Below are 22,012 nucleotides of genomic sequence, written 5' to 3' on the forward strand. Positions count from 1 at the left end.
CCGAACCCGTTCGGCGCGCCCTCGGAGCCCTCAGGACGCCGACCCGGCGGCCGCCTCCTTCAGTTCCGCGTAGGGGGCGAGCTTGCGGATCGACTCGATGCTCTTCAGGCAGTCGTCCCGGTTCTCCTGCGGGTCGCCCGTCACCACGATCGATCCGTTGCTCGCCTTGAGCCGGAACCGGTGCATGCCGCTCTCATCGGTGTACAGCTCGAACTTTCCCGCCATGGCAGTTGACACCTCTCGTTCAGGAAGCCCCCTCGCACCGCACCGTAGGGGCACATCCCCTGCCCCGCGCGCCAGATGATCCATCCGGGTACGGGTCCGCCGGGTGCGCCCGCCCGGCGGACCACCGCGGGCCCCGGTGCCCGCTCCGACCTGGGAGAATGGCCCCTGCGCCCGTTGAGAGGCCGTCGCTTCCCGGACGGCCGCGGGCGGGCGTGGAACGAAAGGAAGTCCCATGATCTTCATCACCGTCAAGTTCGCGGTCCGCCCGGAGCGCGCCGACGAATGGCTCGGCCTCGTCGACGACTTCACCCGGGCCACCCGCGACGAGCCCGGCAACCTCTTCTTCGAGTGGTCCCGCAGCGTCGACGACCCCCACGAGTTCGTCCTGGTCGAGGCGTTCCGGGACGGCGACGCGGGCAAGGCGCACGTGGAGTCCGCGCACTTCGTGAAGGCGATGGAGGACATGTCGTACGCGGTGGCCGGCAAGCCGCGGATCGTCTCGATCGAGATCCCCGGCATGGACGGCTGGGGGGAGATGGGCGAGATCACTCCCAGGTGACCGCCCTCCGGTGATCGCGCGGCCCGCCGTCCTCCCGACGGCGGGCCGCGCTGTCGTTGGCGCGGACTAGGGTGGGAAGCCCGTTCCGTTTCCGCCCCCGAGAGGTGCCACCCCCCGATGTACGCCCTGCACGCGCTCTGGCGCGCCGACGGCCGGCTCGCCGTCTGGGCGGAGGACGCGGCGGTGTACCGCGGGGAGGCGCCCGCTCCGGGCGGGCGCGGTGGCACGGCGCACCCGTTCGCCTGCCCGGCCGGTGAGGTGGCGCGGCTGCTGGGGGAGGTCGGACCGGGGCTCGGCTGGCTGGCCGAGCAGGCCGCCGAGCGGTGGACCGGGCTGTTGCTGCCGGCCCTCGGCGGGCGGCCGACGCCCTCCCCGGACCTTCCAGTGGGCGCGCTGCCGCGCCCGGTGACGCTCGCGCCGTGCCGGGTGCCCGCACTGCTCTTCGACCCCGCGCAGACCGCCCAGCTGCTCGGCGCGCTGCACGACCCGCACTGGCCGGGCGCCACCGTCCGGCGGCCCGACGGTACCGCGGCCGAGCTGGCGTACGGCGCCTCGGTGCGCTGGCTGGCCGCCGTGCACGACCTCGCCTGGCGGCTGGTCGGGCGGGGACGGCTGCTGCCGGCACTGACCGAGGAGACGGGGCAGTGGTACGCCCGCTGGCGGCCCGCCCCGGACGCCCCGGCCCGCCGGGAGGCGGCCGCGCTGATCGCCGGCTGCCCGCCGGTCTGCCGCGCCGAACACCCCGCCGCCCTGCCCGCGCCGGCCGCCCGGCCCTCGCCGGCCGCCCCGACCCCGACCCCGACCGCCCCGACCCCGCCCTCGGCCGCACCGCCCCCGACCGCACCGGCCCCCTCGGCCGCCGCCCTGTTCACCGCCCTGCTCGACACCCTCGTCGACCAGGAGGCCCGGGTCGCCCTCGCGGACCTCGACCCGCCCGCCGACCCGTTCCTCGCCGCCCTGCACGGCCCCGACGGCCGGCTCGCCGAGGCCCCGCCCGCCGCCCTGACCGAGCGGCTCGCCGCCTGGGAGGCCGTCCGCCCGGCGGACGCGCCGCTGCGGCTCGACTTCCGCCTCACCGAACCGCTCGGCCCCGACCCGGACGCCCCCGACGGCGGGGTGCGCGCCGACACCTGGCGGCTCGACCTGCTGGTCCGCGCCGCCGCCCGCCCCTCCCTGGTGGTCCCCGCCGCAGCCCTGAGGCCGGGCGCCGCCGCCGACCCGGGGTACCAGGCACTCGTCCGCGCCCTGCCCGCCGGGTCGGGCGACCCGGCCGAGGCCTACCGGGCCGAGCTGGCCCGGGCCCTCCGGGTGGACCCGGGGCTGCGGCCACGGCTCGCGGGCACCTTCCCGACCGAGGCCCGGCTCGACCGGGAGGACGCCCTGCGCTTCCTGCGCGAGGGCGCGCCCGCGCTGGCCCGCGCCGGCTTCGGGGTCCTGCTGCCCGCCTGGTGGCAGCGCCGCCCCCGGCTCGGCCTGGTGCTGACGGCAGGCGCCCCGGCCGGCGACCCGTCCGCGGTGGCGCGCACCGCGCAGGTCGACCGGGACGCCGTGCTCGCCTTCGAGTGGCGCCTCGCCCTCGGAGAGTCCATGCTCACCGAGCAGGAGCTCGCCGACCTCGCCGCGGCCCAGCAGGGGCTGGTCCGGCTGCGCGGCCGCTGGATCGAGGTCGACCAGGCCCAACTGGCCGCCGCCGTGAGGTTCCTGGCCGAGCACGGCACCGGCACCATGGAGCCGGTCGAGCTGCTGCGGCTGGCCGTGGAGGACGGCGCGGTGGTGGACGGGCTGCCGGTCACCGCCGTGCACGCCACCGGCCCCGTCGGCGACCTGCTGGCCGGCCGGACCGGGACCGCCGAGCGCGCCCCGCAGCTGCCCGAGGACTTCACCGGAACCCTCCGCCCCTACCAGCGACGGGGGCTGGCCTGGCTGGACGCGCTCGGACGGCTGGGCCTCGGCGCCGTGCTCGCCGACGACATGGGCCTCGGCAAGACCGTGCAGACCCTGGCCCTGCTCGCCCTGGAGCGGCAGCGCGGCGAGCGCGGGCCGGTGCTGCTGGTCTGCCCGATGTCGATGGTCGGCACCTGGCAGCGCGAGGCCGCCCGGTTCGCGCCCGGCCTGCGGGTGCACGTCCACCACGGGCCCGGCCGCACCGCGCCCGACGCGGCCGCCGACCTGGTCATCACCACCTACGGCCTGGTCCAGCGGGACGCCGCCGAGCTGCGGGCCGTCCACTGGCGGCGGATCGTCGCCGACGAGGCCCAGCACATCAAGAACCGCTCGGCCCGGCAGTCCCGGGCGCTGCGCTCGCTGCGCTCCGGCCCGCGGATCGCCCTCACCGGCACCCCGGTGGAGAACCGGCTGGCCGATCTGCACGCCGTCCTGGACTTCGCCAACCCCGGGCTGTTCGGCAGCCCGGAGGCGTTCCGGGAGCGCTTCGCGATCCCCGTCGAGCAGACCGGGAGCCCGGACGCGGCGGCCCGGCTGCGCCGGGTCACCGGCCCGTTCCTGCTGCGCCGGCGCAAGGACGACCCGCTGATCGTCCAGGACCTGCCCGCCAAGCAGGAGTTCACCGTCTCCTGCCTGCTGACGGCGGAACAGGCCGGGCTCTACCGCGCGGTGGTGGCCGACCTGCTGGAGCGGCTCGGCGGGCTGCGCGGCGTCGAGCGCAAGGGCGCGGTGCTGGCGGCGATCGGCCGGCTCAAGCAGGTCTGCAACCACCCGGCCCAACTCCTGCACGACGGCACGGCGGTGGCCGGGCGCTCGGGCAAGGTGGAGCGGCTGGTCGAGCTGCTGACGGAGGCGCTGGCGGAGGGTGACCGGGTGCTGGTCTTCACCCAGTACGCGGAGTTCGGCACCATGCTCCGGCCCTACCTGCGGCGGACGTTGGGCGAGGAGGTGCTCTATCTGCACGGCGCGGTGCCGCGCGGGCGGCGGGAGGAGATGGTCGCGCGGTTCCAGTCGCCGGACGGGCCGCGGGTGTTCCTGCTGTCGCTGAAGGCGGGCGGCACCGGGCTCAACCTGACCGCCGCCAACCAGGTGATCCACCTGGACCGCTGGTGGAACCCGGCGGTCGAGGACCAGGCCACCGACCGCGCGCACCGGATCGGCCAGCGCCGCGCCGTGCAGGTGCGCCGGCTGGTCTGCGCCGGTACCGTCGAGGAGCGGATCGGCGAACTCCTCGACGCCAAGCGGACCTTGGCCGAGGCGGTGGTGGGCGAGGGCGAGCAGTGGCTGGCCGAGCTGCCGGCCGAGCGGCTGCGCGAGCTGCTGACGCTGTCCGCCGACGTGACGGGGGAGTGAACCGTGACCGCCTTCGACGCCGCGGACCTCGACGGGACAGGGCTCGATGCCGCCCTCGGCGAACGCCCGCTCGCCGAGCTGCTCGACGTCTTCTGGCAGGGTACGGTGCCCGGCCAGGGCGACGAGCCGGAGGGCGGAGTGACCACCGCGCTGGACGAGTTGGGCCCGCCCGGTCCCACCTCCCGCGGCCGCTCGCCGGACGCCGCGCTCGCCGCCGCCTACCGCCGGTTCACCGGGGCCGGCCGACCCCGGTGAACCGCCGCCGCCGGCCGGTCAGCCCGCGGTGACCGGGTAGTGGTCGGACAGGTCCTGGTAGGTGTAGCTGGTGCCCCAACTGCTCACCGTCCACGGCGCGCTGTGGAAGCGGACCACCGTGTTGACGTAGTTCGCCGGGCGCGCGTGGTCGGCCCGGTAGAGGACGTGGTCGAGGTCCTCCTTGGGCTCGCCCGGGTAGCGGTAGGCGGCGATCGAGTTGTCCGCGGTGTCGAAGGAGTTCGCCCAGCCGTCGCGGGTGGTGGCCGGGGCGACGCCCGCGTTGGCCAGCAGCGCGGGGTACTCGCCGCCGTGCGCGTCGATGTTGAGGTCCCCCGCGAGCACGACCGGCTCGGCGGCGGGGATGTTCTTGGCGTCCACGAACGCCTTCATCGCCTTGAGCTGGGCGGCCCGGATCGCCGCCGGCTGGCCCGCGGAGCAGCCGGTGTCGGTGGACTGCAGGTGGGTGCCGATCACGTGGGTGCGCAGGCCGTTGACGTTCAGCACGGCGTAGACGAAGCCCTTGTTCGAGAACCAGTCCGAGCCGCAGGCGTCCTTGAAGACGTACTGCTCCTTGCGCAGGATCGGCCACTTGCTGAGCAGGGTGACGCCGCCGTCCTCGGGGGTGGCGGAGCTGTAGGCGCCGGAGGTGGCGTCCCAGCCGCTGGTGGAGCGCCCGACCACGGGGGTGTGGTACGGGTACGCGGCCGAGGCCTGGGCGACCAGCGCATCGGAGGCGGCGTTGTCGAAGGCCTCCTGGAGCACCACGACGTCCTGGCCCTGGAAGACGGCGGCGGCCGGGATCGCCTTCGCCCGGTGGTCCTGGCCCCAGTTGGGGTAGAGGTTCTTGCTCATCAGGAAGACGTTGTACGTCAGCACCTTGAGCGCGGGAACGGAGGCGCTCTCGGCGGGGGCGGCGTACGCGCCCGGCGCGGCGGCGAGCGGGGCGATCAGTGCTGCGGCGGCCGCGCAGGCGGCGGCGAGGCGCACGGAGGGAGTTGGCATGCCCGCAGTCAAGCGACGCCGGGCCACGGTCGTCCAGACGGCGAACGATAACCATATGAACTCATTGGTAACTTAAAGCTGTCTGGCCAACTCCTCCTCGGGCGGAGGAACTTGCCTGGACAACCTGCTCGGCCACCACATGCGGTGGTCCAGGTCCAGGGTCAGCGCCGTGACCAGGACCGAGCGCACCACCAGGGTGTCCAGCAGGACACCGAGGGCCACCGCGAAGCCGATCTCGGCGAAGCCGACGATCGGCAGCGTGCCGAGCACGGCGAAGGTGCTGGCGAGGATCAGACCGGCCGAGGTGATCACGCCACCGGTGGCGGCCAGACCGGTCACCGCGCCGCGCCGGGTGCCGTGCTGGGCGGCCTCCTCGCGGACCCGGGTCATCAGGAAGATGTTGTAGTCGATGCCGAGGGCGACCAGGAACACGAAGACGAAGAGCGGGAAGGCGTTGTCCTGGCCCTCGAAGTGGAAGACGTGCGCGAAGAAGAACGCGCTGATGCCGAGCGCCGCCGCGTAGGACAGCACGACGGTGGCGATCAGCACCAGCGGCGCGGTGACCGCGCGCAGCAGCAGCGCCAGGATCACCAGGACGACGCCCAGGACCAGCGGGATGATCGTCCGGTTGTCGGCCGACGCGGCCCGCCCCGCGTCCAGGATCACCGCCGTCGAGCCGCCCACCTCGGCGTCGGCGCCCGGCACCGCGTGCACGGCGGTGCGCAGCCGGTCCACGGTGTCCTTGGCCGGGCCGCTGTCCGGCGGATCGGTGAGCGTCGCCTGGAACATCGCCCGGTCCTCGTGGGTCACCGGCTCCGTGGTGCCCGCCACCCCGGGCGTCCGCTGCGTCACCGCGCGCACCGCCCCGGCCTCGCCGGCCGCCGAGACGACCGTCAGCGGCGCGCCGGTGCCGGCCGGGAAGTGCTCCGCCAGCACCTCCTGGCCGACCACCGAGTCCGGCCTGCCGGTGAAGGTGCCGGCCGTGCTGAGACCGGTCGCGTCCAGCGAGACCAGCCCGACGCAGCAGACCGCCAGCGCCAGCGCGGTGCCGGTCCAGACCTTGCGCGGACGGCGCCCGATCCAGGCCCCGACGTGCGCCCAGCGCCCGGTCCGGGTCGGCTCCGGGGTGCCGAACGCCGGCCGCACCGGCCAGAACACCCAGCGGCCGACGATCACCAGCAGGGCCGGCAGCAGGGTCAGCATCGCGGCCAGCGCCACCAGCACGCCGATCGCGCAGACCGGGCCGAGCCCGCTGGTCGAGTTCATCTCGGCGACCAGCAGGCAGAGCATCGAGACGACCACGGTCGCCGAGGAGGCCAGGATGGCGGGCCCGGCCCGGTGCAGGGCGAAGGCCATCGCCTCGTGCCGGTCCTCGTGCCGGCGCAGCTCCTCCCGGTAGCGGGCGGTGAGCAGCAGCGCGTAGTCCGTCCCCGCGCCGAGCACCAGCACGATGAGGATGCCGGCGCTCTGCGCGTTGACGGTCAGCCCGGCGTGGTCGGCCAGCAGGTAGATCACCGCCTGCGCGACCACCAGCGCCCCGGCCGCCGAGAACAGCGGCAGCGTCCACAGCACCGGGCTGCGGTAGGTGAGCAGCAGCAGGACGATCACCACGCTGACGGTGGCCGCGAGCAGGGTGGAGTCGATCCCGGCGAAGGCCTCCGCCTGGTCGGCGCCGACCCCGGCCGGGCCGGTGACATGGGTGGTCATGCCGAGGCTGTTCCCGGCGGCGGTGGCGCGCAGGCTGTCCACGGCCGGGCGCAGGTCCTGCCAGCCGCCGGTGCCGATGTCGACCGGCACGATGGTCTGCAGCGCCTGGCCGTCGGCCGACTCCACCGGTCCGGTGATCCGGCCGAGCACGTGCGGGGCGGCGGCGAAGGCCTCGGCGTCCCGGGCCGCCTCGGCCCGGTCGGCGGGCGTGATCCCGCCGTCGCGTACGTAGACCACCACCGCCTGGGCGGTGTCCACCGGCTGGAACGCCCGCTGCTCGTTCAGCACCCGGGTGGACTCGGCGTTGCTCGGAAGCCAACTGGAGGCCTGGTTGTCCTCGGCGTCGGCGAGCTTGCCCGCCAGCGGGCCCGCCACCACCAGCAGCACCAGCCACAGGGCCAGCACCACCCACTTGCTGCGGCGTCCGCACGGCAGCTCGGCCAACCTCCGGGTCGGGCTCATCGGGAGACCCCCCGTCCTCGGGACGCGTGAACGCGTCCCAGCCTGCCATCGGGGCCGCGCACCGGCAGCCCGGGAGGTGCTACCGGGGGAGGCGGCGGGGCGGCGCGGGGCGGACCTCGCCGGGCAGGGCGGCGGCGCGGGCCCGCAGCGCCTTGAGCGCGGTGATGTCCCGGGCATGGCCGGTGCCGTCGCCGCCGTGCTTGCGGTCCGGGGTCTCCACGATCAGCGGGACGCCGGCCGTGGCCGGGTGCTCGAACAGCTCGCGGAACGGCTCGGCGCCGATCAGGCCGTCACCGATGTTGGCATGCCGGTCCTTGCGCGCGCCGACCGCGTCCTCGGAGTCATTGGCGTGGATCAGCCGCAGCCGGCCCGGGCCGGCGGCCCCGACCAGTGCGTCCAGGGTCTCCCGGACGCCGCCCGGCGCCGCCAGGTCGTGCCCGGCCGCGAAGGCGTGGCAGGTGTCCAGGCAGACCCCGACCCGGGGGTGGCCGTCCAGCGCGTCCAGGTACTCGGCGAGGTCCTCCATCCGCGAGCAGAGCGAGCGGCCCTGGCCGGCGGTCGGCTCCAGCAGCAGCCACGGCGCGTCCTCGCCGAGCGCGTCCAGCTCGTCCAGCAGCGGGCGGACGTCGGCCCGGACCTGGGCCATCGCCTCGGCCCGGCGCGAGCCGCCGTCCGGTGCCGTGCCGACCGCCGAACCCGTGTGCAGCACCACGCCCAGCGCGCCGATCGCGTGCCCGCGCAGCAGCGAGTGGCGCAGCGAGTCGGCCGAGCGCTCACGGGTGGCCGGGTTGTCCGAGCCGAAGTTGATGAGGTACGGCGCGTGGACGTAGGCGGGGAGCGCCCGTTCGGCGCAGGCCGCGCGGAACTCCTCGTCCTGCGCCGTGTTGCCGGCCGGGGTCGCCCAGCCGCGCGGGTTCGCCACGAACACCTGCACCGTCTCGGCGCCCACCCGGCGGGCGTACGCCAGGCCGGTCCCCGCCAGGCCCCGGGCCGCCACCGGCACATGGGCGCCGACCGGGTTGCGGCGGGCGGCCGGGGACGGCGGGCCGGGGGCGGCGGCCGGTGCGGGGATCACGGGGGCGGGGCTGGTGGTGCTCATGGCTCCGAGCATGGCACGCGGAGCGGGACGGACGGCACGCCGGGGCCTTCGGCCGGTTCCCGCCCGCCGCTCCGCCCCGCCGCTCCGCCCGCCGCTCCGGCCGGGGGTCGGCGCCGGGGGTCCGCGCCGGCTGACGGGCCGCCACCGGACGCCGGACCGCCGCCGGGCCGCCGCCGGGCGCGGCCCCGGACACGCCCGGCCCGACGCCCCGTCAGTCCGGCAGCCCAACCCTGGTGGCGGGGGCATCGGCGCGCCCCTAGCGTCGATTCGGCCGACACCCACCGGCCGTCATCCCCCGCTCACCTTGCGTCACCGTGCCGATGGCCCCCACGAGCGCGTCGGGGCTCCCACGCGGCGGCGTGCCAGAAAGAGGTCATCACTCATGCCCACGCGACGGGTCCACCACCTCGCCGCGGCCACCGCCGCCGCCACGACCGCCCTGACCACCGTCCTCACCGCCGTCGGCGCCGCGCCCGCGCACGCCGACGGGGAACTGCAGGTGGTGCCACCCGGAGGATCGATCCAGCAGGCCCTCGACGCCGCCCGGCCGGGCGACGTCGTGCAGCTGCTGCCCGGCGAGTACCGGGGCAGCGTCCGGATCACCACACCCGGCGTCACCCTGCGCGGCGCCGGCCCGGAGAGCGTGATCCTTCCCGCCGAGGCGGCGGCCCCGGCCACCGCCGCCGCGCCCGCCGCCCCCGCTTCCTCGACGTCCGCCGCCGCGCCCGCCGCGGCCACCACCACCGCCGCCGCTCCCGCCACCGCCGCCGACCTGGCCGCCGCCTGCTCCGCCGCCGGGCACGGCCTCTGCGTGGCCGGCACCGACGACCGCTTGCTGGAGGGCGTCACCGTCGAGGCGCTCGCCGTCACCGGCTTCCGCAAGAACGGCATCAACGCCACCGGCACCACCGGCCTGACCGTCCGCGCCACCTACGTCCACGACAACGGCCAGCAGGGCATCAGCCAGGAGAAGTCCACCCGGGGCGTGATCACCGCCAACGAGTCCGCCCGCAACGGCCAGTCCGGCGTCTTCCTCGCCAACACCGTGGACAGCGAGGGCGGCGCCCTGTCCGCCGACGGCACCTTGGTCAGCGGCAACCTGCTCACCGACAACCGGATCGGCGTCACCGTGCGCCGGCTGCGCGACCTGAGCATCGAGCAGAACCGGATCCACGGCAACTGCGGCGGCATCTTCGTCGTCGGCGACGAGGGCGTGCCCCGGGCCGGCGCGCTCACCGTCTTCCGCAACCAGGTGCTCGCCAACAACCGCTACTGCCCGCCCAACCCCCGGCTTGACCACATCCAGGGCGCCGGCATCGTCCTCACCGGGGCCGAGGAGACGGCCGTGACGGAGAACGAGGTCCGCGACAACGTCGGCGCCTCACCGTTCTCCGGCGGCATCGTGCTCGTCCGCAGCGTGGTCGGCGTGGCCAACGCCCGCAACACCGTGGCCGACAACCTCGTGCTCGGCAACGGCCCGGCCGACCTCGCCGACCGCGACACCGGCACCGACAACGCCTTCGCCCGCAACCAGTGCGCGGTCTCCGAGCCGGCCGGCCACTGCTGACCGGTCCGCCCGCCCCCAGCACCCCGAAGCCCCGCGCCATCCCGTTCCCGCAGAAAGCAGAGAAACGGTCCATGACCACCGCACCCGCCACCACCCCGCAGGCCGCCATGCGCCTGCGGGAGCTCGTCTTCGGCGCCGCCTGCGCCGCCGCCGTCCGCGCGGCCGCCCGGCTCGGTGCCGCCGACGCGCTCGGCGACACCCCCGCCACCGTCACCGACCTCGCCGCCGACCTCGGCACCGAACCCCGGCAGCTGCGCCGCCTGCTGCGCGCCCTCACCTGCTACGGCATCTTCGAGGAGCTCGACGGCGACCGCTTCGCCCACACCGAGATGTCCCGGCTGCTGCGCGAGGACGCCCCGAACAGCCTGCGCTACATCTCCCTGTGGTGCACCGAGCCGTGGACGTGGGAGGCCTGGCCCAAGCTGGACGAGGCGGTGCGCTCGGGCCGCAACGTCTTCCCCGAGCTGTTCGGCAAGGAGTTCTTCGACTACCTGCACAGCGACGGGGGCGAGTCCGCCAAGGTCTTCGACAAGGCGATGACCACCTCCAGCCGGCAGTCCGCCGCCGACTTCGCCGGCTACCTCGACCTCACCGGCATCGGCTCGGTGGCCGACATCGGCGGCGGCCAGGGCCATGTGCTCGCCAGCCTGCTGGAGAAGCACCCGGCGCTGCACGGCACCCTGCTCGACCTGCCCAAGGTGGTGGCCGGCGCCGACCCCCGGCTGCGCGACGGCGGCGCGTTCGCCGACCGGGCCCGGCTGGTCCCCGGCGACTGCCGGGAGGACATCCCGGTGGCCGCGGACCTCTACATCATCAAGAACATCCTGGAGTGGGACGACGGGAGCACCCGCCGCACCCTGGCGAACGTGGTCGCCGCCGCCCGCCCGGGCGCCCGGGTCGTGGTGGTCGAGAACCTCGTCGACGACAGCCCCTCGATGCGGTTCACCACCGCCATGGACCTCATGCTGATGCTCAACGTCGGCGGGGCCAAGCACTCCGAGACGAGCATGGTCCGGCTGATGACCGAGGCCGGGCTCGACGTCCGCGAGGTCCGCCCGGTCAACCCGTACCTGCACGCCTTCGAGGCCGTGGTGCGCGGCTGACCCGCCCGCCCCGGACGCGCCGCGACCGCCGGCCCCCGAGGAGGGGGCCGGCGGTCGCGGTGACGCCGGAGCCGCTCACGCCGGGCGCGAGGACTCCAGGTGCGCGAAGACCACCACGTTGTCGAGGTAGTCCCGGCGCTTCTTGTCGTAGGTGCCGCCGCAGGTGATCAGCCGCAGCTGCGCGTCGGGCGTCCTCCCGTAGACCCGCTGGTCGGGGAAGGCGTCCTTGGCGAAGGTCTCCACGGCGTCGACCACGAACACGGCGACGGTGCCGTCGGCCCGCTGGACCTCCACCTTGTTGCCCGGCAGCATCAGGCTGAGCAGCAGGAACACCGCCGGTCCCTTGGTGGTGTCGACGTGCCCGGCGACCACCGCGGCGCCGCGCTCGCCGGGCGAGACGCCGTCGCGGTACCAGCCGACCAGGTTCTTGTCGTCCGGCGGCGGGGCGTCGAGCTGTCCGGCGGGGTTCAGGGCCAGCTCGGTGAAGGGGGCGTCCACGTTGATCTGCGGGATGCGCAGCCTGGTCGGCTTGGCGCGCTTCAGCGGCGGGGCCGCCTCGACCGGTGCGGCGGGCGCGCCCGCGCCCGAGGGGGCGGCACCGCCCGGTACGGCCGCGGCGGTGGCCGCCGGGGGAGCGGCCTGCCCCGGCACGGAACCGTCCGCCGGGACGGTGTCCACCGAGTTGTAGATCAGCAGCAGACCGACCGCCGCCGCGCCCATGCCCGCGCGCAGCAGCCGGGAGGTACCGGGGACCGGACCGGCCATCGTCGCTCGTACTCCTCTCCGCGGCCCGCCCCGCGCAGGCGCGGGCCCGACACGGCGAAGCGCCGCCCCGCGCGCCTCCGGAGGGGAGGCGGCGGGAACGGCGCGGGGTCAGATGGCGGCGCCGGCGGTCCGGCGGCCACGGCGCAGCGCGACCGCGCCGGCCCCCAGGCCGCCGAGCAGCAGGACCGCGCCGGAGGCGAGGCCGCCGCCGGAGAGCGCGAGCCCGCCGCCGCCGGTGTGCACGCCGCCGTGCGGGGCCTTCTCCTCGCCCTTGCCCTCGTAGCCCTTGCCTTCGGAACCCTTGCCTTCGGAACCCTTGCCCTCCGAGCCCTTGCCCTCGGACGCCTTCTGCTCCTCGGTGCCGGAGGAGCTCTTCTGCTTCTCCTCCCAGGTCTTCTGGCCCTCGGGGCTGGCGGCCTTATCCTGCTTCTCCTGCCAGGTCAGGTTCTTGCCCTGGTCGGAGGCGCCATCGGCGTAGGCGAGCGGAGCACCGACGGTGAGGGCCGCGGCGACGGCGGCCCCGGCGAGCAGCGTGCGTGCAGAACGCATGATGATGATCCTTCCGGCGCGGAACCCGCGATCGCCGACACGTCGTCGGCCAGGGGACTCACGGGCGGGCGCCTGATCCAACGTCAACCACGGTGGCGGCGGGTGCCACCGGAGGGCGGCAGCGGCGGCCCGGCGGATGAGCCCTTCGGGTGGAAGTCCCGGGCGTGTTCACCCGAGTGCCCTGGGCGGTCCGGGTGACGTCCGCGCGCGGGGGAGCGGAGTACGCGGGGACCGGGTGGGAACACTTGGCGCATGGTCGAGATCACGAGGGACGTCCGGGAACGGATCACGGCGGGGAACATCTGGTACGTCGGCACGGTCAACGCCGACGGGTCCCCGCACGTGAGCCCGATGTGGGTGGGGCTGGAGGGGGACCTGCTGCTGTTCAACACCTCCGTCGGGCGGGTCAAGGAACGGAACCTGCGGCGGGACCCGCGGGTCTGCCTCTCGCTGGCCGGTCCCGCCGACCCGTACGACCGGGTGCAGATCCGGGGGCGGGCGGTGCGCTTCGTCGAGGGCGAGGAGGCCGAACGGAACATGGACCGGCTGGCCCGCACCTACCTCGGCGTCGAGCGGTACGGGTGGGGGATCCCCGGGGAGCGCCGGGTGGTCGTGCTGATCGAGCCGACCAGGATCAGCCGGGTGCGGGGGATCGAGCCGCTGCCGCCGGGCGTGCCCGGGGCCGCCGCACCGGACAGCCCCTGAGCGGTCCCGAGCGGTCGCCCCGGGGGACCGCCCGCCGGCAGGCGCGTCTATCTTGAGGGTCCACGGACACGAGAGGGGCGGGACATGGGCACGGCCGGTCGGAAGGTGGCCGCCGCGGCGGCGACGGGAGTGCTGCTGGCGGCGGTGGCGGCGTGCGGCTCGGGGGGCTCGGCGCACTCCGGGGACGCGGCGAAGGGCGCGGCGGGAGCGTCGGCGAGCCCGGCGGCGACGGCCGGCGCGGCCACCGCCGCCGCACCCGCCGGCACTCCCGCGCCCGCGGACGGAACCGCGCCCCCGGCGGCGGGCACCCCGGCCGGTACCCCGGCCGCCGGCGGCACCCCGCCGGCCGGAGCGTCGGCGGGCGCTTCCGGGGCGGGCGCTGCCGGGGCGGACGGTGCGTCGGCGGGCGGCGCGACGGGCCCGGGCGCGTCGACGGGCGCACCGGGCGGCGCCGCCCCCGGCGGCGGACCGGCCGGCGGAGCGACGGCCGGCGGCGGGCAGCCGGCCACCGGCCCCGACTCGGACACCCCGCTGCTCGACTCCGCGCTCCTCGCGCAGCTCCTGCCCGACCAGAAGGCGATGACCGGCTGGGAGGAGGAGAAGCGCCGGGTCGACACCGCCGACCACGCCACCACCTGCACCGCCGCCGCGCCGTGCACCGGCAAGCCGCTGAGCGGTCAGGCCCGGTTCGGCGCGGGCGAGGTGACCGTGCGCTTCGGCGTCGACACCCTGCCCGGCCGGGCGCAGGCCCAGGACCGCCTCAAGGAGGCGTACGCCGCCTACGGCGACACCACCAAGTACGGCCCGGCGGACATCGGCCCGCTGGGAACGGAGAGCCGCGCCTTCCAGGGCCAGCTGGCGGGCCGCGACGGCGTGGCGGTCGTGCTGCGCTCGGGCACGGTGGTCGCGACCGTCACCACCGAGGGCGGCCCGGTCGACCCGGCGGGCACCCGGCGGCTCGCCGCGATGCTGGTCGCGCGCATCGAGCAGGCCCAGGCGGGCCGCACCCCCGACGCCGGGCTCTGACCCGGCGCCGGGCTCCGACCCGGCCCCCGCGGCCCCCGGACCGACCGCGGTCCGGGGGCCGCGCGCGTGCGGGTACCACGTCCGGGCCGCCTCCAGGTGACGTAGCGTCAACACCTCTTGTGTTCCGGCCAAGTTGAGGATGCCCGTCCGCTGGCGCGAAAACAGTGGTCCGCATACCGGACGTAGCACTGGACATTCCGCCGCCGACGGCCGGTCGGCGCGTCACCGCTGGTCGCGGCCGTGGGGGCGGGCGGCGGGCCGGAAGCGGTGGTGCGGACCGCACGGGAGCGGAGGCCGGGGGCAGTGGTCGGATCCGGTCGATTCGGACGGGGGCCGGAATCCGGCCAGCCGGTTGCCCGGTAGCGAAGCGGTAACCGAGAGTCGAACCGATGAACGACAAGCCCTCCCCGCCCCGCACCGGTCCGCCGGCCCGCCGCGACTTCCGGCTCCTGCTCTCCGGAGCCGTCGCGGCGCAGGCGGGCAGTCAGGTCACCCTGGTCGCACTGCCGCTGGTGGCGGTGGTGGAACTCGACGCCACACCGTTCCAGGTCGGACTGCTGACCGCCGCCGAGACCGCCGCCTTCCTGCTGGTGGGCCTGCCCGCCGGCGCCTGGCTGGACCGGATGCGCAAACTGCCCGTCCTGGTGCGCGCCGACGTGCTGCGCTGCCTCGCCGTCGGATCGATCCCGGCGGCCGCCGCGCTGGACGTGCTCGGCCTGCTCCAGCTCTACCTGGTGGCCCTGGTCACCGGCGTGGCGACGGTCTTCTTCGACGTCGCCCACCAGTCCTTCCTGCCGGTGCTGCTGCCGCGCGAGCGCCTGGTGGCCGGCAACGGCGCGATCGAGACGGTCCGCTCCTCCGCCCAGATCGCCGGGCCCGGCCTCGGCGGCGGCCTGGTCCAACTGCTCGGCGCACCACTGGCGATCGTCGCCGACGCGGCCGGCTACCTGCTCTCGGCGGCGCTGCTCGCCCGGATCCGCGCCGAGGAGGCGCCGCCCGAGCCCGAGCCCGGACGCTCGCTGCGCGCCGACGTCGCCGAGGGGCTGCGGTTCGTCACACGGCACCCGCTGCTGCGGGTGATCGCGGCCACCACCGCGCTGTCCAACCTCTTCGGCGCCGTGCTGATGGCGGTGCAGACCGTCTTCTGGGTGCGGGTGCTGGAGCTCTCGCCGGCCGCGATCGGGATCCTGCTCTCGGTCACGGCGGTCGGCGGCCTGGCGGGTGCGCTGTGCGCCGGGCGCCTGGCCGCCCGGGTCGGCCAGGCCCGGCTGATCCGGCTCGCCCCGCTGGTCACCGCGCCGTTCGCGCTGCTGTGGCCGCTGGCCGACGGCGCCGCCGGGGCGGTGCTGTTCGCGGTCGGCGGGGTGGCGGTGCTGTTCGGCGCGGTGGTCTACAACGTCGCCCAGGTGAGCTTCCGGCAGGGCCTCTGCCCGCCCCGGCTGCTCGGCCGGATGAACGCCACCATGCGCTTCCTGGTCTGGGGCACCCTGCCGCTCGGCGCCCTGCTCGGCGGCGCCGTCGCCGACGCGGCCGGCCCGCGCGCCGCCCTCTGGCTCTGCGCGGCGGGCTTCCTGGTGATGCCGGTGCCGCTGCTGCTGTCCCCCCTGCGCGGCCTGCGGGACCTGCCGCCCGCCCCGGTGGACCGGGCCCCGGACGACGGCCCGGCCGACGACGCCGCCGACGCGGATCCCCTGGACATCCGAACGCCCTGAACCGACCCGAAGCGGAGACCCTCCCGTGCACCCCAGTATCACGGCCGCCTACCTCGCCCGCTACCGGTCCCTCGCCCGCGCCCCCGAGGCCGCCCCGGCGGGCCTGCTCCCGCTCACCGGCGCCCAGCGCCGCTTCCTGATCACCCGTCACCGCGACCCGCGCGCCCGGACGGACGTCGTCCCGCTGTTCTTCGCCTTCCCGCGCGGCACCGTCGACCCGGCCCGGCTGCACCGCGCCGCCGTCCGGCTGGCCGCCCGGCACCCGGCGCTGCGCGGCGGGTTCACCGTGCTGCGCGGTACCCCGGTGCTGCGGCCCGGCGAGCCGTCCGTCGAGGTGGCCCGGATCGCGGCCGGACCGGCGCACCCCCCGGACCACCCCGACGGCCCGGCCCGGGCGGCGCTGCGCGGAGCGTTGCTGGAGCGGTCCGCCGACGGGCCGGCGCTGCGCCTGCTGCTGGCCGCCGGCCCGGAGGACGAGGAGGAACTGCTCGCCGTCGCCCTGGACCACGCCGCCTGCGACGAGCAGTCGCTCGGCCTGGTCACCGAGGGGCTCGGCGCCGCCTACGCCGCGGACGACGAGGTGCCGGGCGCCGTCGGGGACGACGGCGTCGAGGCCTACCGTGCGGCGGTGGAGGGCCAGTTGGCCGCGGAGGCGAACGCCGCGGGCGAGGCCGCGCGGGCCCACTGGGCGGCCCGGCTCGGCGCCCTCGCCGAGCCCCCGGGGGCGGCCGGCGCGGCCGGCCCGGTCGGCGCCGCCCGGTCGACCGGCATGCTCGCCGAGCGGCTGCCCGCGGTGACCGGAGCCGCCCGGGGCGGGGTGTTCCCCGCCCTGCTGGACGCCGTCGCCACCGCCGCGCACCACCTCGGCGACGGCGGCGACCGGGTGCTCGCGCTCGGCTACCCCTGGGGCGGCCGCCCGGCCGGCGCGGCCCCCGTCCTCGGCTGCTTCCTCAACACCCTGGTCCACCCCGCGCCGCCCGGCCCGCCCCGGGAGCTGGACGCGCTGGGCGCCGCCTGGTGGGACGACCTCGACCACGCGGACACCCCGTACGACGAGGTGGTGCGCGCCGCCCGCTCGGCCGGGGCGGGCTGGTCCGGCACGCTCGACGGCCTGCTCACCTTCGAGGACCTGCACCGCCGCCCGCCGCTGGTGCTCGACGGCGTCACCGGGCGGGAGGTCCACCTGGCCGGCCGCCCGCTCGCCGCACCGCTCGCCGTCTCCGCCTCGCACGGCGAGGACCTGCTGGTCCGGCTGGCCTGGGACCGCGAGCGCCACCCGCAGGGCGCGGCGGAGTCGGCCTTCGCGGACCTGCTCGCCACGCTGCGCCGCCACCTCGGCGCGGCGGCGGCCTGATCCCGCCGCCCCGACCGGCCCGCCCCAACCGGCCCCCCATCGGGTCGCCCTGTCCGCGCGCCCTCCCGGTGCGCCCCGACCACCCCCGCCGCGCCCGCCACCACCCCCGGCGCGCCCGGCCCGGGCGGGCTCCACGCTGCCCGCCCCTGGCACCGTCGAACCCAACAACCACCTGACACCACAAGGAAGTTGCCCATGTTCGAACTGTCCTCCTCGCAGCAGATCGTCTGGCTGCACGAACAGTTGCTGCCCGGCAGCCGCGCCTACAACTTCACCGCCGCCCTCGACCTCTGGGGCCCGCTGGACACCGACGCGCTCCGGGCCGGCCTCACCGCCGTACTCGCCCACCACCCCGGACTGCGGCTCGAACTCGTCGAGCAGGCCGAGGGGTTGCCGCTCCAGCGGGTCGCCACCACGAGCGGGCCGCGGCTGCGCACCAGCGACCTGAGCACCGCGCCCGACCCGGAGGCCGCGTTCCGCGCCCTGCTCGCCGCCGAAGCCGGGGAGCCGCTGGACACCACCGAGGCCCCGCTGCTGCGCTGGCACCTCGCCCGTCTCGGCACCGACCACCACCGGCTGATCCACGTCGAACACCACCTGGTGCACGACGGCCACTCCTTCGCGATCCTGCTGCGCGACCTGTTCACCGTCTACCGCGCCCACGCGCTCGGCACGGCCGACGCCGTCACGCTGCCCGCCGCCCCCTCCTACGAGGACCACGTACGCGCCGCCGACGCCGCCCGGCAGGCCGACCTTGAGCGCGGACTCGCCTACTGGACCGGCGAGTTGGCCGATGCGCCGGTCGGTCTCACGCTGCCCGGACTGGCCCGCCCCGGGGCCCCGCGCCGCCACCGCGGCGGGCAGCTGCGCCAGTCGGTCGGCGCGGACCTCGCCGAGCGGCTGCGCGAGCGCGCCAAGGCCGACGGCCACACCCCGTTCTCCACCCTGCTCACGCTCTTCGCCGAACTGCTGCGCCGCCACAGCGGTCACCGCGACCTGGTGATCGGCACCGCGGTCGGCAACCGCCCGCCCGGCTTCGAGGGCACCGTCGGCATGTTCGTCAACACCGTGCCGCTGCGCCTGCGGCTCGACCCGGCCGCGCCCGGCACCGAGGCGGTGGACGAGGCGACCGACGTGCTGTTCCGCGCCCTGCCGCACCAGGACGTGCCCGTCCAGGAGCTGACCCGCGCGCTCGGCCGGCACACCGACGGCACCGGGAACCCGCTGTTCAACGTGATGTTCAGCGCGCACGACGCCCCGCTGCCCGACGTCCGGGTGCCCGGCCTGGAGATCTCGCTGTACGAGGGGTTCAACACCGGCACCACCCGCTTCGACCTCGATGTGGTGCTGCTGCCCGACGACCGCCGGGTGGTCGGCGAGAAGCACGGCGCGGCCGGGATGACCCTGATCTGGGACTACGACGCCGACCTCTTCGGCGAGCCGGTCGCGGCCCTGCTCGCCGAGCGGCTGCTCGACCTGCTGCGCGGCTACCTCGACGGCCCGGACGCCCCGCTCGCCGACCTGGCGGCCGGCCGCGCCCCGGAGGAGCCCGCCACCGGGACCGTCCCCGAGCCGGCCGTCCCCGAGCCGGCCGGCCTCGACCCGGCCGCCGCCCACGACCCCACCGCGCTCGCCCTGCTCGCCGGCTCCGAGCGCCTGACCTACGGCGATCTCGACCGCCGGGTCGGCGAACTCGTCGAGCGCCTGCGCGCCGCCGGGGTGACCTCCGGCCAGCCGGTCGCCACCGTGCTCCCGCGCGGCGTCGACAGCGTCGTCGCCCTGCTCGCCTGCCTGCGCCACGGCGCGGTCCACGCGCCGCTGTCGGCCGAGGACCCGCAGGCCCGGCTCGCCCTGCTGCTGGACCGGCTCGCCCCCGCGCTCGTCCTGGCCACCCGGCAGAGCGCGCTCGCCCTGCCCGCCGCCGTCACCCCGGCGCTGCTGGACGGCCCGCCGTTCCCGAAGGCCGAACCCACGGCCGTGCTCGACGGCGCCGCCTACCTCATCCACACCTCCGGCTCCACCGGCGTGCCCAAGCCGGTCCTGGTCGGCCGTGACGCGCTCGCCCGCTGGACCACCGCGATCGCCGCCCGCTACGGGCTCGGCCCCGCCGACCGGGTGCTGCTGTTCGCCCGGCCGTCCTTCGACGTGGCGCTGGAGGAGGTGCTGCCCTCGCTGGTGGCCGGTGCCACGCTGGTGGTGCCGCAGCGCGAGGTGCCGACCGGGCCCGAACTGGCCGCCGTGCTCGCCGCCCGCGGCGTCACCGTCGCCAACCTGCCCACCAGCTACGCCCTCGCCGTCCGCGCCGATCTGCGCGAGGCGCTGGCGGACGGCCGCTGGTCCCCGCGACTGCTGGTCCTCGGCGGCGAGCGGCTGCCCGCCCTCGCCCTGCGCGGGCTGGTCGCGGGGACCGAGGGCGCCGACGGCACCGCCCTCACCGTCCTCAACGCCTACGGCGTCACCGAGGCCACCGTCACCTCCACCGTGCACGAGATCACCGCCGCGGACCTCGCCGCGGACCTCGCCGCCGAGGGCGCGGACGCCGCCGAGATTCCGCTCGGCACCGAGCTGCCCGGCGTCCGGGTGCACGTCCTGGACACCGCCGGGCAGCCGCTGCCGCCCGGCGCCGTCGGCGAACTCGCCATCGGGGGAGCGCTGCTGGCCGACGGCTACCCCGGCCTGCCGGACGCCACCGAGGCCCGGTTCACCACCCTGCCCGAGTTCGACGGCGAGCGGGTCTACCGCACCGGCGACCGCGGCTACCGGGGCCTCGACGGCCGGCTGCGGTTCCTCGGCCGCCTGGACAACCAGGTCAAGCTGCGCGGCTTCCGGATCGAGCTGGAGGAGATCGAGGCCGCCGCCTCCGCCGAACTCGGCGGCCGCTCCTGCGCCGTCGTCCTGCACCGGGACGCCACCACGGGCCCGCGCCTGCTCGGCTTCCTCGACGGCGGCCCGCAGCCCGACCAGGCCGCCCTGCACGCCGCGCTGTCCCGCCGGCTGCCCGCCGGGCTCGTCCCCGCCCACTGGACGGCCCTCGACGCCATGCCGCTGCTGCCGGGCGGCAAGCCCGACCGGACGGCCCTCGCCCGGCTGGCCGCCGAGGCCCCCGAGCCCGCCGCGCCGAACGGGTCCGCGCCGGACGGCTCCGCCCCGAACGACGGCTCCGCGCCGGGTGACGGCTCCGCGCCGCAGCCCTTCACCGACCCCGGCCAGCGGCTGATCGCCGAGGCCTGGCGCGAAGTGCTCGGCCACGACCGGTTCACCGCCGGCTCGCACTTCTTCGAGGTCGGCGGCCACTCGCTGCTCGCCGCCCGGCTCGCCGCCTGGCTGGAGCCGCGCCTCGGCGGCCGGCCCCCGCTGCGCACCCTCTTCCAGCACCCCGTCCTGGCCGACCAGGCCCGCGCCCTGACCGGAGCCCAGCAGTGACCACCGGCACCGTCCGCCTCTCCGCGCCGTCCGCCGTCCTCGAAGCCGGGCACCGCGAACTCACCGACGCCTTCGAGAGCTTCGTCCGCCGCGAACTCGACCCGCTCGCCACCGAGTTGGCGGAGAGCGCCGAACAGCCGCCGGCCGACCTGCGGGCCTATGTGCGCAAGCGCTCCGCCGCCCTCGGCTTCTACGCGGGCGACTACCCCGAGGAACTCGGCGGCGCCGGCATGCCGTTCACCGCCGTCGTCCAGCTCCACCACGCGGCCGGCCGCAGCGGCTGCCCGCTCGCCCCCTACGCGCTGGCCGGCTCCGACGGCCCCAGCCCGCTGCTGCGGCACGGCACCCCCGAGCAGATCGAGCGCCACCTCGTCCCGCTGGTGCGCGGCGAACGCACCCGCTGCCTCGCGCTCACCGAACCGCAGGCCGGCTCCGACGCCTTCCGGCTCACCACCACCGCCGTGCGCGACGGCGACGGCTGGCTTCTGAACGGCCGCAAGACCTTCGTCAGCAACGCCGACCGGGCCGACCTCGCGCTCGTCGTCGCCGCCACCGACCTCGGCGACGGCGCCGGGCCGACCGCCGGCGCCACCGCCTTCGTCCTGCCCATGGACCACCCCGGGCTGCGCATCGGCCAGCGCTACGAGGGCATGTCCGGCGAGCCGCTGTTCGAACTGACCCTCGACCGGCTGCACGCCCCCGCCGCCTCGGTCATCGGCGGCGAGGCGGGCGTCGGCGCCGCCACCGGGCTCGCCATGGACAGCCTCTCCCGGGGCCGCCTGGTGGTCGCCGCGATGTGCAACGGCATCGCCGAGTACGCGCTGCGCCTCGGCGTCGAGTACGCCCGCGAGCGGCGGGCCTTCGGACAGCCGATCGGCGACTACCAGCACGTCCAGGAGCACCTGGTGCGCACCCGCGCCGAGGTGGAGGCCGCCAAGCTGCTCACCCTCGCCTGCGCACGGCTCGTCGACGACGGCACCGAGGCCCCCGAGAACGCGGCGCTCGCCAAGCTGACCTCCTCGGAGACCGCCGTGCGGGCCGTCGACCGCTCGCTCCAGGTGCACGGCGCCACGGGCTGGGTGCGCGGCCATCCACTGGAGTACCTCTACCGCTACGTCCGGATGACGACCATCATCGAGGGGACCTCCGAGGTCCAGAAGGTGATCGTGGCCCGGGCGATGGGCCTGGGCTGACCCCGTACC

At 76.4% G+C, this 22,012-nt stretch carries 17 protein-coding genes; 11 read left to right on the plus strand and 6 right to left on the minus strand.

Going from position 1 to position 22,012, the window contains the following annotated elements; genetic code table 11:
• Positions 1–30 precede the first annotated feature (30 nt).
• On the minus strand, positions 31–225 hold the full coding sequence (locus tag ACFVVL_RS17035; protein WP_380296669.1) for a YegP family protein: 195 nt from the start codon (positions 223–225) through the stop codon (positions 31–33).
• A 232-nt stretch (positions 226–457) separates the two neighbouring features.
• Here ACFVVL_RS17035 and ACFVVL_RS17040 point away from each other — a divergent pair, with 232 nt between their 5' ends.
• From ACFVVL_RS17040 to ACFVVL_RS17050, 3 genes are all read left to right on the plus strand, one after another.
• The gene (locus tag ACFVVL_RS17040) at positions 458–784 is read left to right on the plus strand and encodes a putative quinol monooxygenase (protein WP_380296671.1); all 327 of its coding nucleotides are present in this window, start codon (positions 458–460) and stop codon (positions 782–784) included.
• Between the two features lie 117 nt (positions 785–901).
• Complete coding sequence (locus tag ACFVVL_RS17045) at positions 902–4,081, plus strand: DEAD/DEAH box helicase (RefSeq protein WP_387675830.1); 3,180 nt, start codon at positions 902–904, stop codon at positions 4,079–4,081.
• Between the two features lie 3 nt (positions 4,082–4,084).
• Complete coding sequence (locus tag ACFVVL_RS17050; RefSeq protein ID WP_380296675.1) at positions 4,085–4,336, plus strand: hypothetical protein; 252 nt, start codon at positions 4,085–4,087, stop codon at positions 4,334–4,336.
• Positions 4,337–4,354: 18 nt separating this feature from the next.
• Here the strand turns inward: ACFVVL_RS17050 and sph are convergent, their stop codons facing one another.
• The 3 genes from sph to ACFVVL_RS17065 all read right to left on the minus strand — a co-directional run bounded on the left by sph (position 4,355) and on the right by ACFVVL_RS17065 (position 8,606).
• Positions 4,355–5,338: a sphingomyelin phosphodiesterase gene (sph, locus tag ACFVVL_RS17055; protein WP_387675833.1), complete on the minus strand. Its 984-nt coding sequence runs from the start codon at positions 5,336–5,338 to the stop codon at positions 4,355–4,357.
• Between the two features lie 72 nt (positions 5,339–5,410).
• Positions 5,411–7,507, minus strand: a complete 2,097-nt coding sequence (locus tag ACFVVL_RS17060) for an MMPL family transporter (protein WP_380296679.1) — start codon at positions 7,505–7,507, stop codon at positions 5,411–5,413.
• 79 nt (positions 7,508–7,586) lie between these two features.
• Positions 7,587–8,606 carry a deoxyribonuclease IV gene (locus ACFVVL_RS17065; RefSeq protein ID WP_387675836.1) on the minus strand — a complete coding sequence of 340 codons (1,020 nt, stop codon included), beginning with the start codon at positions 8,604–8,606 and terminating at the stop codon, positions 7,587–7,589.
• Positions 8,607–8,988: 382 nt separating this feature from the next.
• Here ACFVVL_RS17065 and ACFVVL_RS17070 point away from each other — a divergent pair, with 382 nt between their 5' ends.
• Both ACFVVL_RS17070 and ACFVVL_RS17075 read left to right on the plus strand, forming a co-directional pair.
• Positions 8,989–10,173 (plus strand): right-handed parallel beta-helix repeat-containing protein, encoded by a 1,185-nt coding sequence (locus tag ACFVVL_RS17070; RefSeq protein ID WP_387675839.1) that lies wholly within the window; start codon positions 8,989–8,991, stop codon positions 10,171–10,173.
• A gap of 71 nt (positions 10,174–10,244) precedes the next feature.
• Entirely contained in the window at positions 10,245–11,276 is a 1,032-nt protein-coding gene (locus ACFVVL_RS17075) for a methyltransferase (protein ID WP_380298573.1), read from the plus strand.
• Positions 11,277–11,351: 75 nt separating this feature from the next.
• Here the strand turns inward: ACFVVL_RS17075 and ACFVVL_RS17080 are convergent, their stop codons facing one another.
• Together ACFVVL_RS17080 and ACFVVL_RS17085 are read right to left on the minus strand one after the other, a co-directional pair.
• Positions 11,352–12,041, minus strand: coding sequence for a class F sortase (locus ACFVVL_RS17080; RefSeq protein ID WP_387675842.1), 690 nt, complete (start codon positions 12,039–12,041; stop codon positions 11,352–11,354).
• Positions 12,042–12,149: 108 nt separating this feature from the next.
• On the minus strand, positions 12,150–12,590 hold the full coding sequence (locus ACFVVL_RS17085) for a hypothetical protein (RefSeq protein ID WP_387675845.1): 441 nt from the start codon (positions 12,588–12,590) through the stop codon (positions 12,150–12,152).
• 252 nt (positions 12,591–12,842) lie between these two features.
• Here ACFVVL_RS17085 and ACFVVL_RS17090 point away from each other — a divergent pair, with 252 nt between their 5' ends.
• The 6 genes from ACFVVL_RS17090 (at position 12,843) to ACFVVL_RS17115 (ending at position 22,003) form a co-directional block, all read left to right on the plus strand.
• A complete protein-coding gene (locus ACFVVL_RS17090) occupies positions 12,843–13,295 on the plus strand; it encodes a PPOX class F420-dependent oxidoreductase (RefSeq protein ID WP_387675848.1) in 453 nt (150 codons plus the stop codon).
• Between the two features lie 84 nt (positions 13,296–13,379).
• Complete coding sequence (locus ACFVVL_RS17095; RefSeq protein WP_387675851.1) at positions 13,380–14,321, plus strand: hypothetical protein; 942 nt, start codon at positions 13,380–13,382, stop codon at positions 14,319–14,321.
• Between the two features lie 389 nt (positions 14,322–14,710).
• Entirely contained in the window at positions 14,711–16,033 is a 1,323-nt protein-coding gene (locus ACFVVL_RS17100; protein WP_387675854.1) for an MFS transporter, read from the plus strand.
• Between the two features lie 25 nt (positions 16,034–16,058).
• Entirely contained in the window at positions 16,059–17,387 is a 1,329-nt protein-coding gene (locus tag ACFVVL_RS17105) for a non-ribosomal peptide synthetase (protein WP_387675857.1), read from the plus strand.
• 195 nt (positions 17,388–17,582) lie between these two features.
• On the plus strand, positions 17,583–20,810 hold the full coding sequence (locus ACFVVL_RS17110; RefSeq protein WP_387675860.1) for an amino acid adenylation domain-containing protein: 3,228 nt from the start codon (positions 17,583–17,585) through the stop codon (positions 20,808–20,810).
• Positions 20,807–22,003, plus strand: a complete 1,197-nt coding sequence (locus tag ACFVVL_RS17115) for an acyl-CoA dehydrogenase family protein (protein WP_380294925.1) — start codon at positions 20,807–20,809, stop codon at positions 22,001–22,003. The genes ACFVVL_RS17110 and ACFVVL_RS17115 overlap by 4 nt, the downstream gene beginning before the upstream one ends.
• Positions 22,004–22,012: the final 9 nt, after the last annotated feature.

The organism is Kitasatospora sp. NPDC058115 (assembly GCF_042884635.1).
GTDB lineage: Bacteria > Actinomycetota > Actinomycetes > Streptomycetales > Streptomycetaceae > Kitasatospora.

Bases quoted from the DNA above. Each gene is read 5' to 3' on its own strand.
- ACFVVL_RS17040 (WP_380296671.1), top strand. From the start codon at position 458: ATGATCTTCATCACCGTCAAGTTCGCGGTCCGCCCGGAGCGCGCCGAC.
- sph (WP_387675833.1), bottom strand. From the start codon at position 5,338: ATGCCAACTCCCTCCGTGCGCCTCGCCGCCGCCTGCGCGGCCGCCGCA.
- ACFVVL_RS17090 (WP_387675848.1), top strand. From the start codon at position 12,843: ATGGTCGAGATCACGAGGGACGTCCGGGAACGGATCACGGCGGGGAAC.
- ACFVVL_RS17095 (WP_387675851.1), top strand. From the start codon at position 13,380: ATGGGCACGGCCGGTCGGAAGGTGGCCGCCGCGGCGGCGACGGGAGTG.
- ACFVVL_RS17100 (WP_387675854.1), top strand. From the start codon at position 14,711: ATGAACGACAAGCCCTCCCCGCCCCGCACCGGTCCGCCGGCCCGCCGC.
- ACFVVL_RS17045 (WP_387675830.1), top strand. From the start codon at position 902: ATGTACGCCCTGCACGCGCTCTGGCGCGCCGACGGCCGGCTCGCCGTC.
- ACFVVL_RS17080 (WP_387675842.1), bottom strand. From the start codon at position 12,041: ATGGCCGGTCCGGTCCCCGGTACCTCCCGGCTGCTGCGCGCGGGCATG.
- ACFVVL_RS17065 (WP_387675836.1), bottom strand. From the start codon at position 8,606: ATGAGCACCACCAGCCCCGCCCCCGTGATCCCCGCACCGGCCGCCGCC.
- ACFVVL_RS17060 (WP_380296679.1), bottom strand. From the start codon at position 7,507: ATGAGCCCGACCCGGAGGTTGGCCGAGCTGCCGTGCGGACGCCGCAGC.
- ACFVVL_RS17070 (WP_387675839.1), top strand. From the start codon at position 8,989: ATGCCCACGCGACGGGTCCACCACCTCGCCGCGGCCACCGCCGCCGCC.
- ACFVVL_RS17110 (WP_387675860.1), top strand. From the start codon at position 17,583: ATGTTCGAACTGTCCTCCTCGCAGCAGATCGTCTGGCTGCACGAACAG.
- ACFVVL_RS17035 (WP_380296669.1), bottom strand. From the start codon at position 225: ATGGCGGGAAAGTTCGAGCTGTACACCGATGAGAGCGGCATGCACCGG.
- ACFVVL_RS17085 (WP_387675845.1), bottom strand. From the start codon at position 12,590: ATGCGTTCTGCACGCACGCTGCTCGCCGGGGCCGCCGTCGCCGCGGCC.
- ACFVVL_RS17075 (WP_380298573.1), top strand. From the start codon at position 10,245: ATGACCACCGCACCCGCCACCACCCCGCAGGCCGCCATGCGCCTGCGG.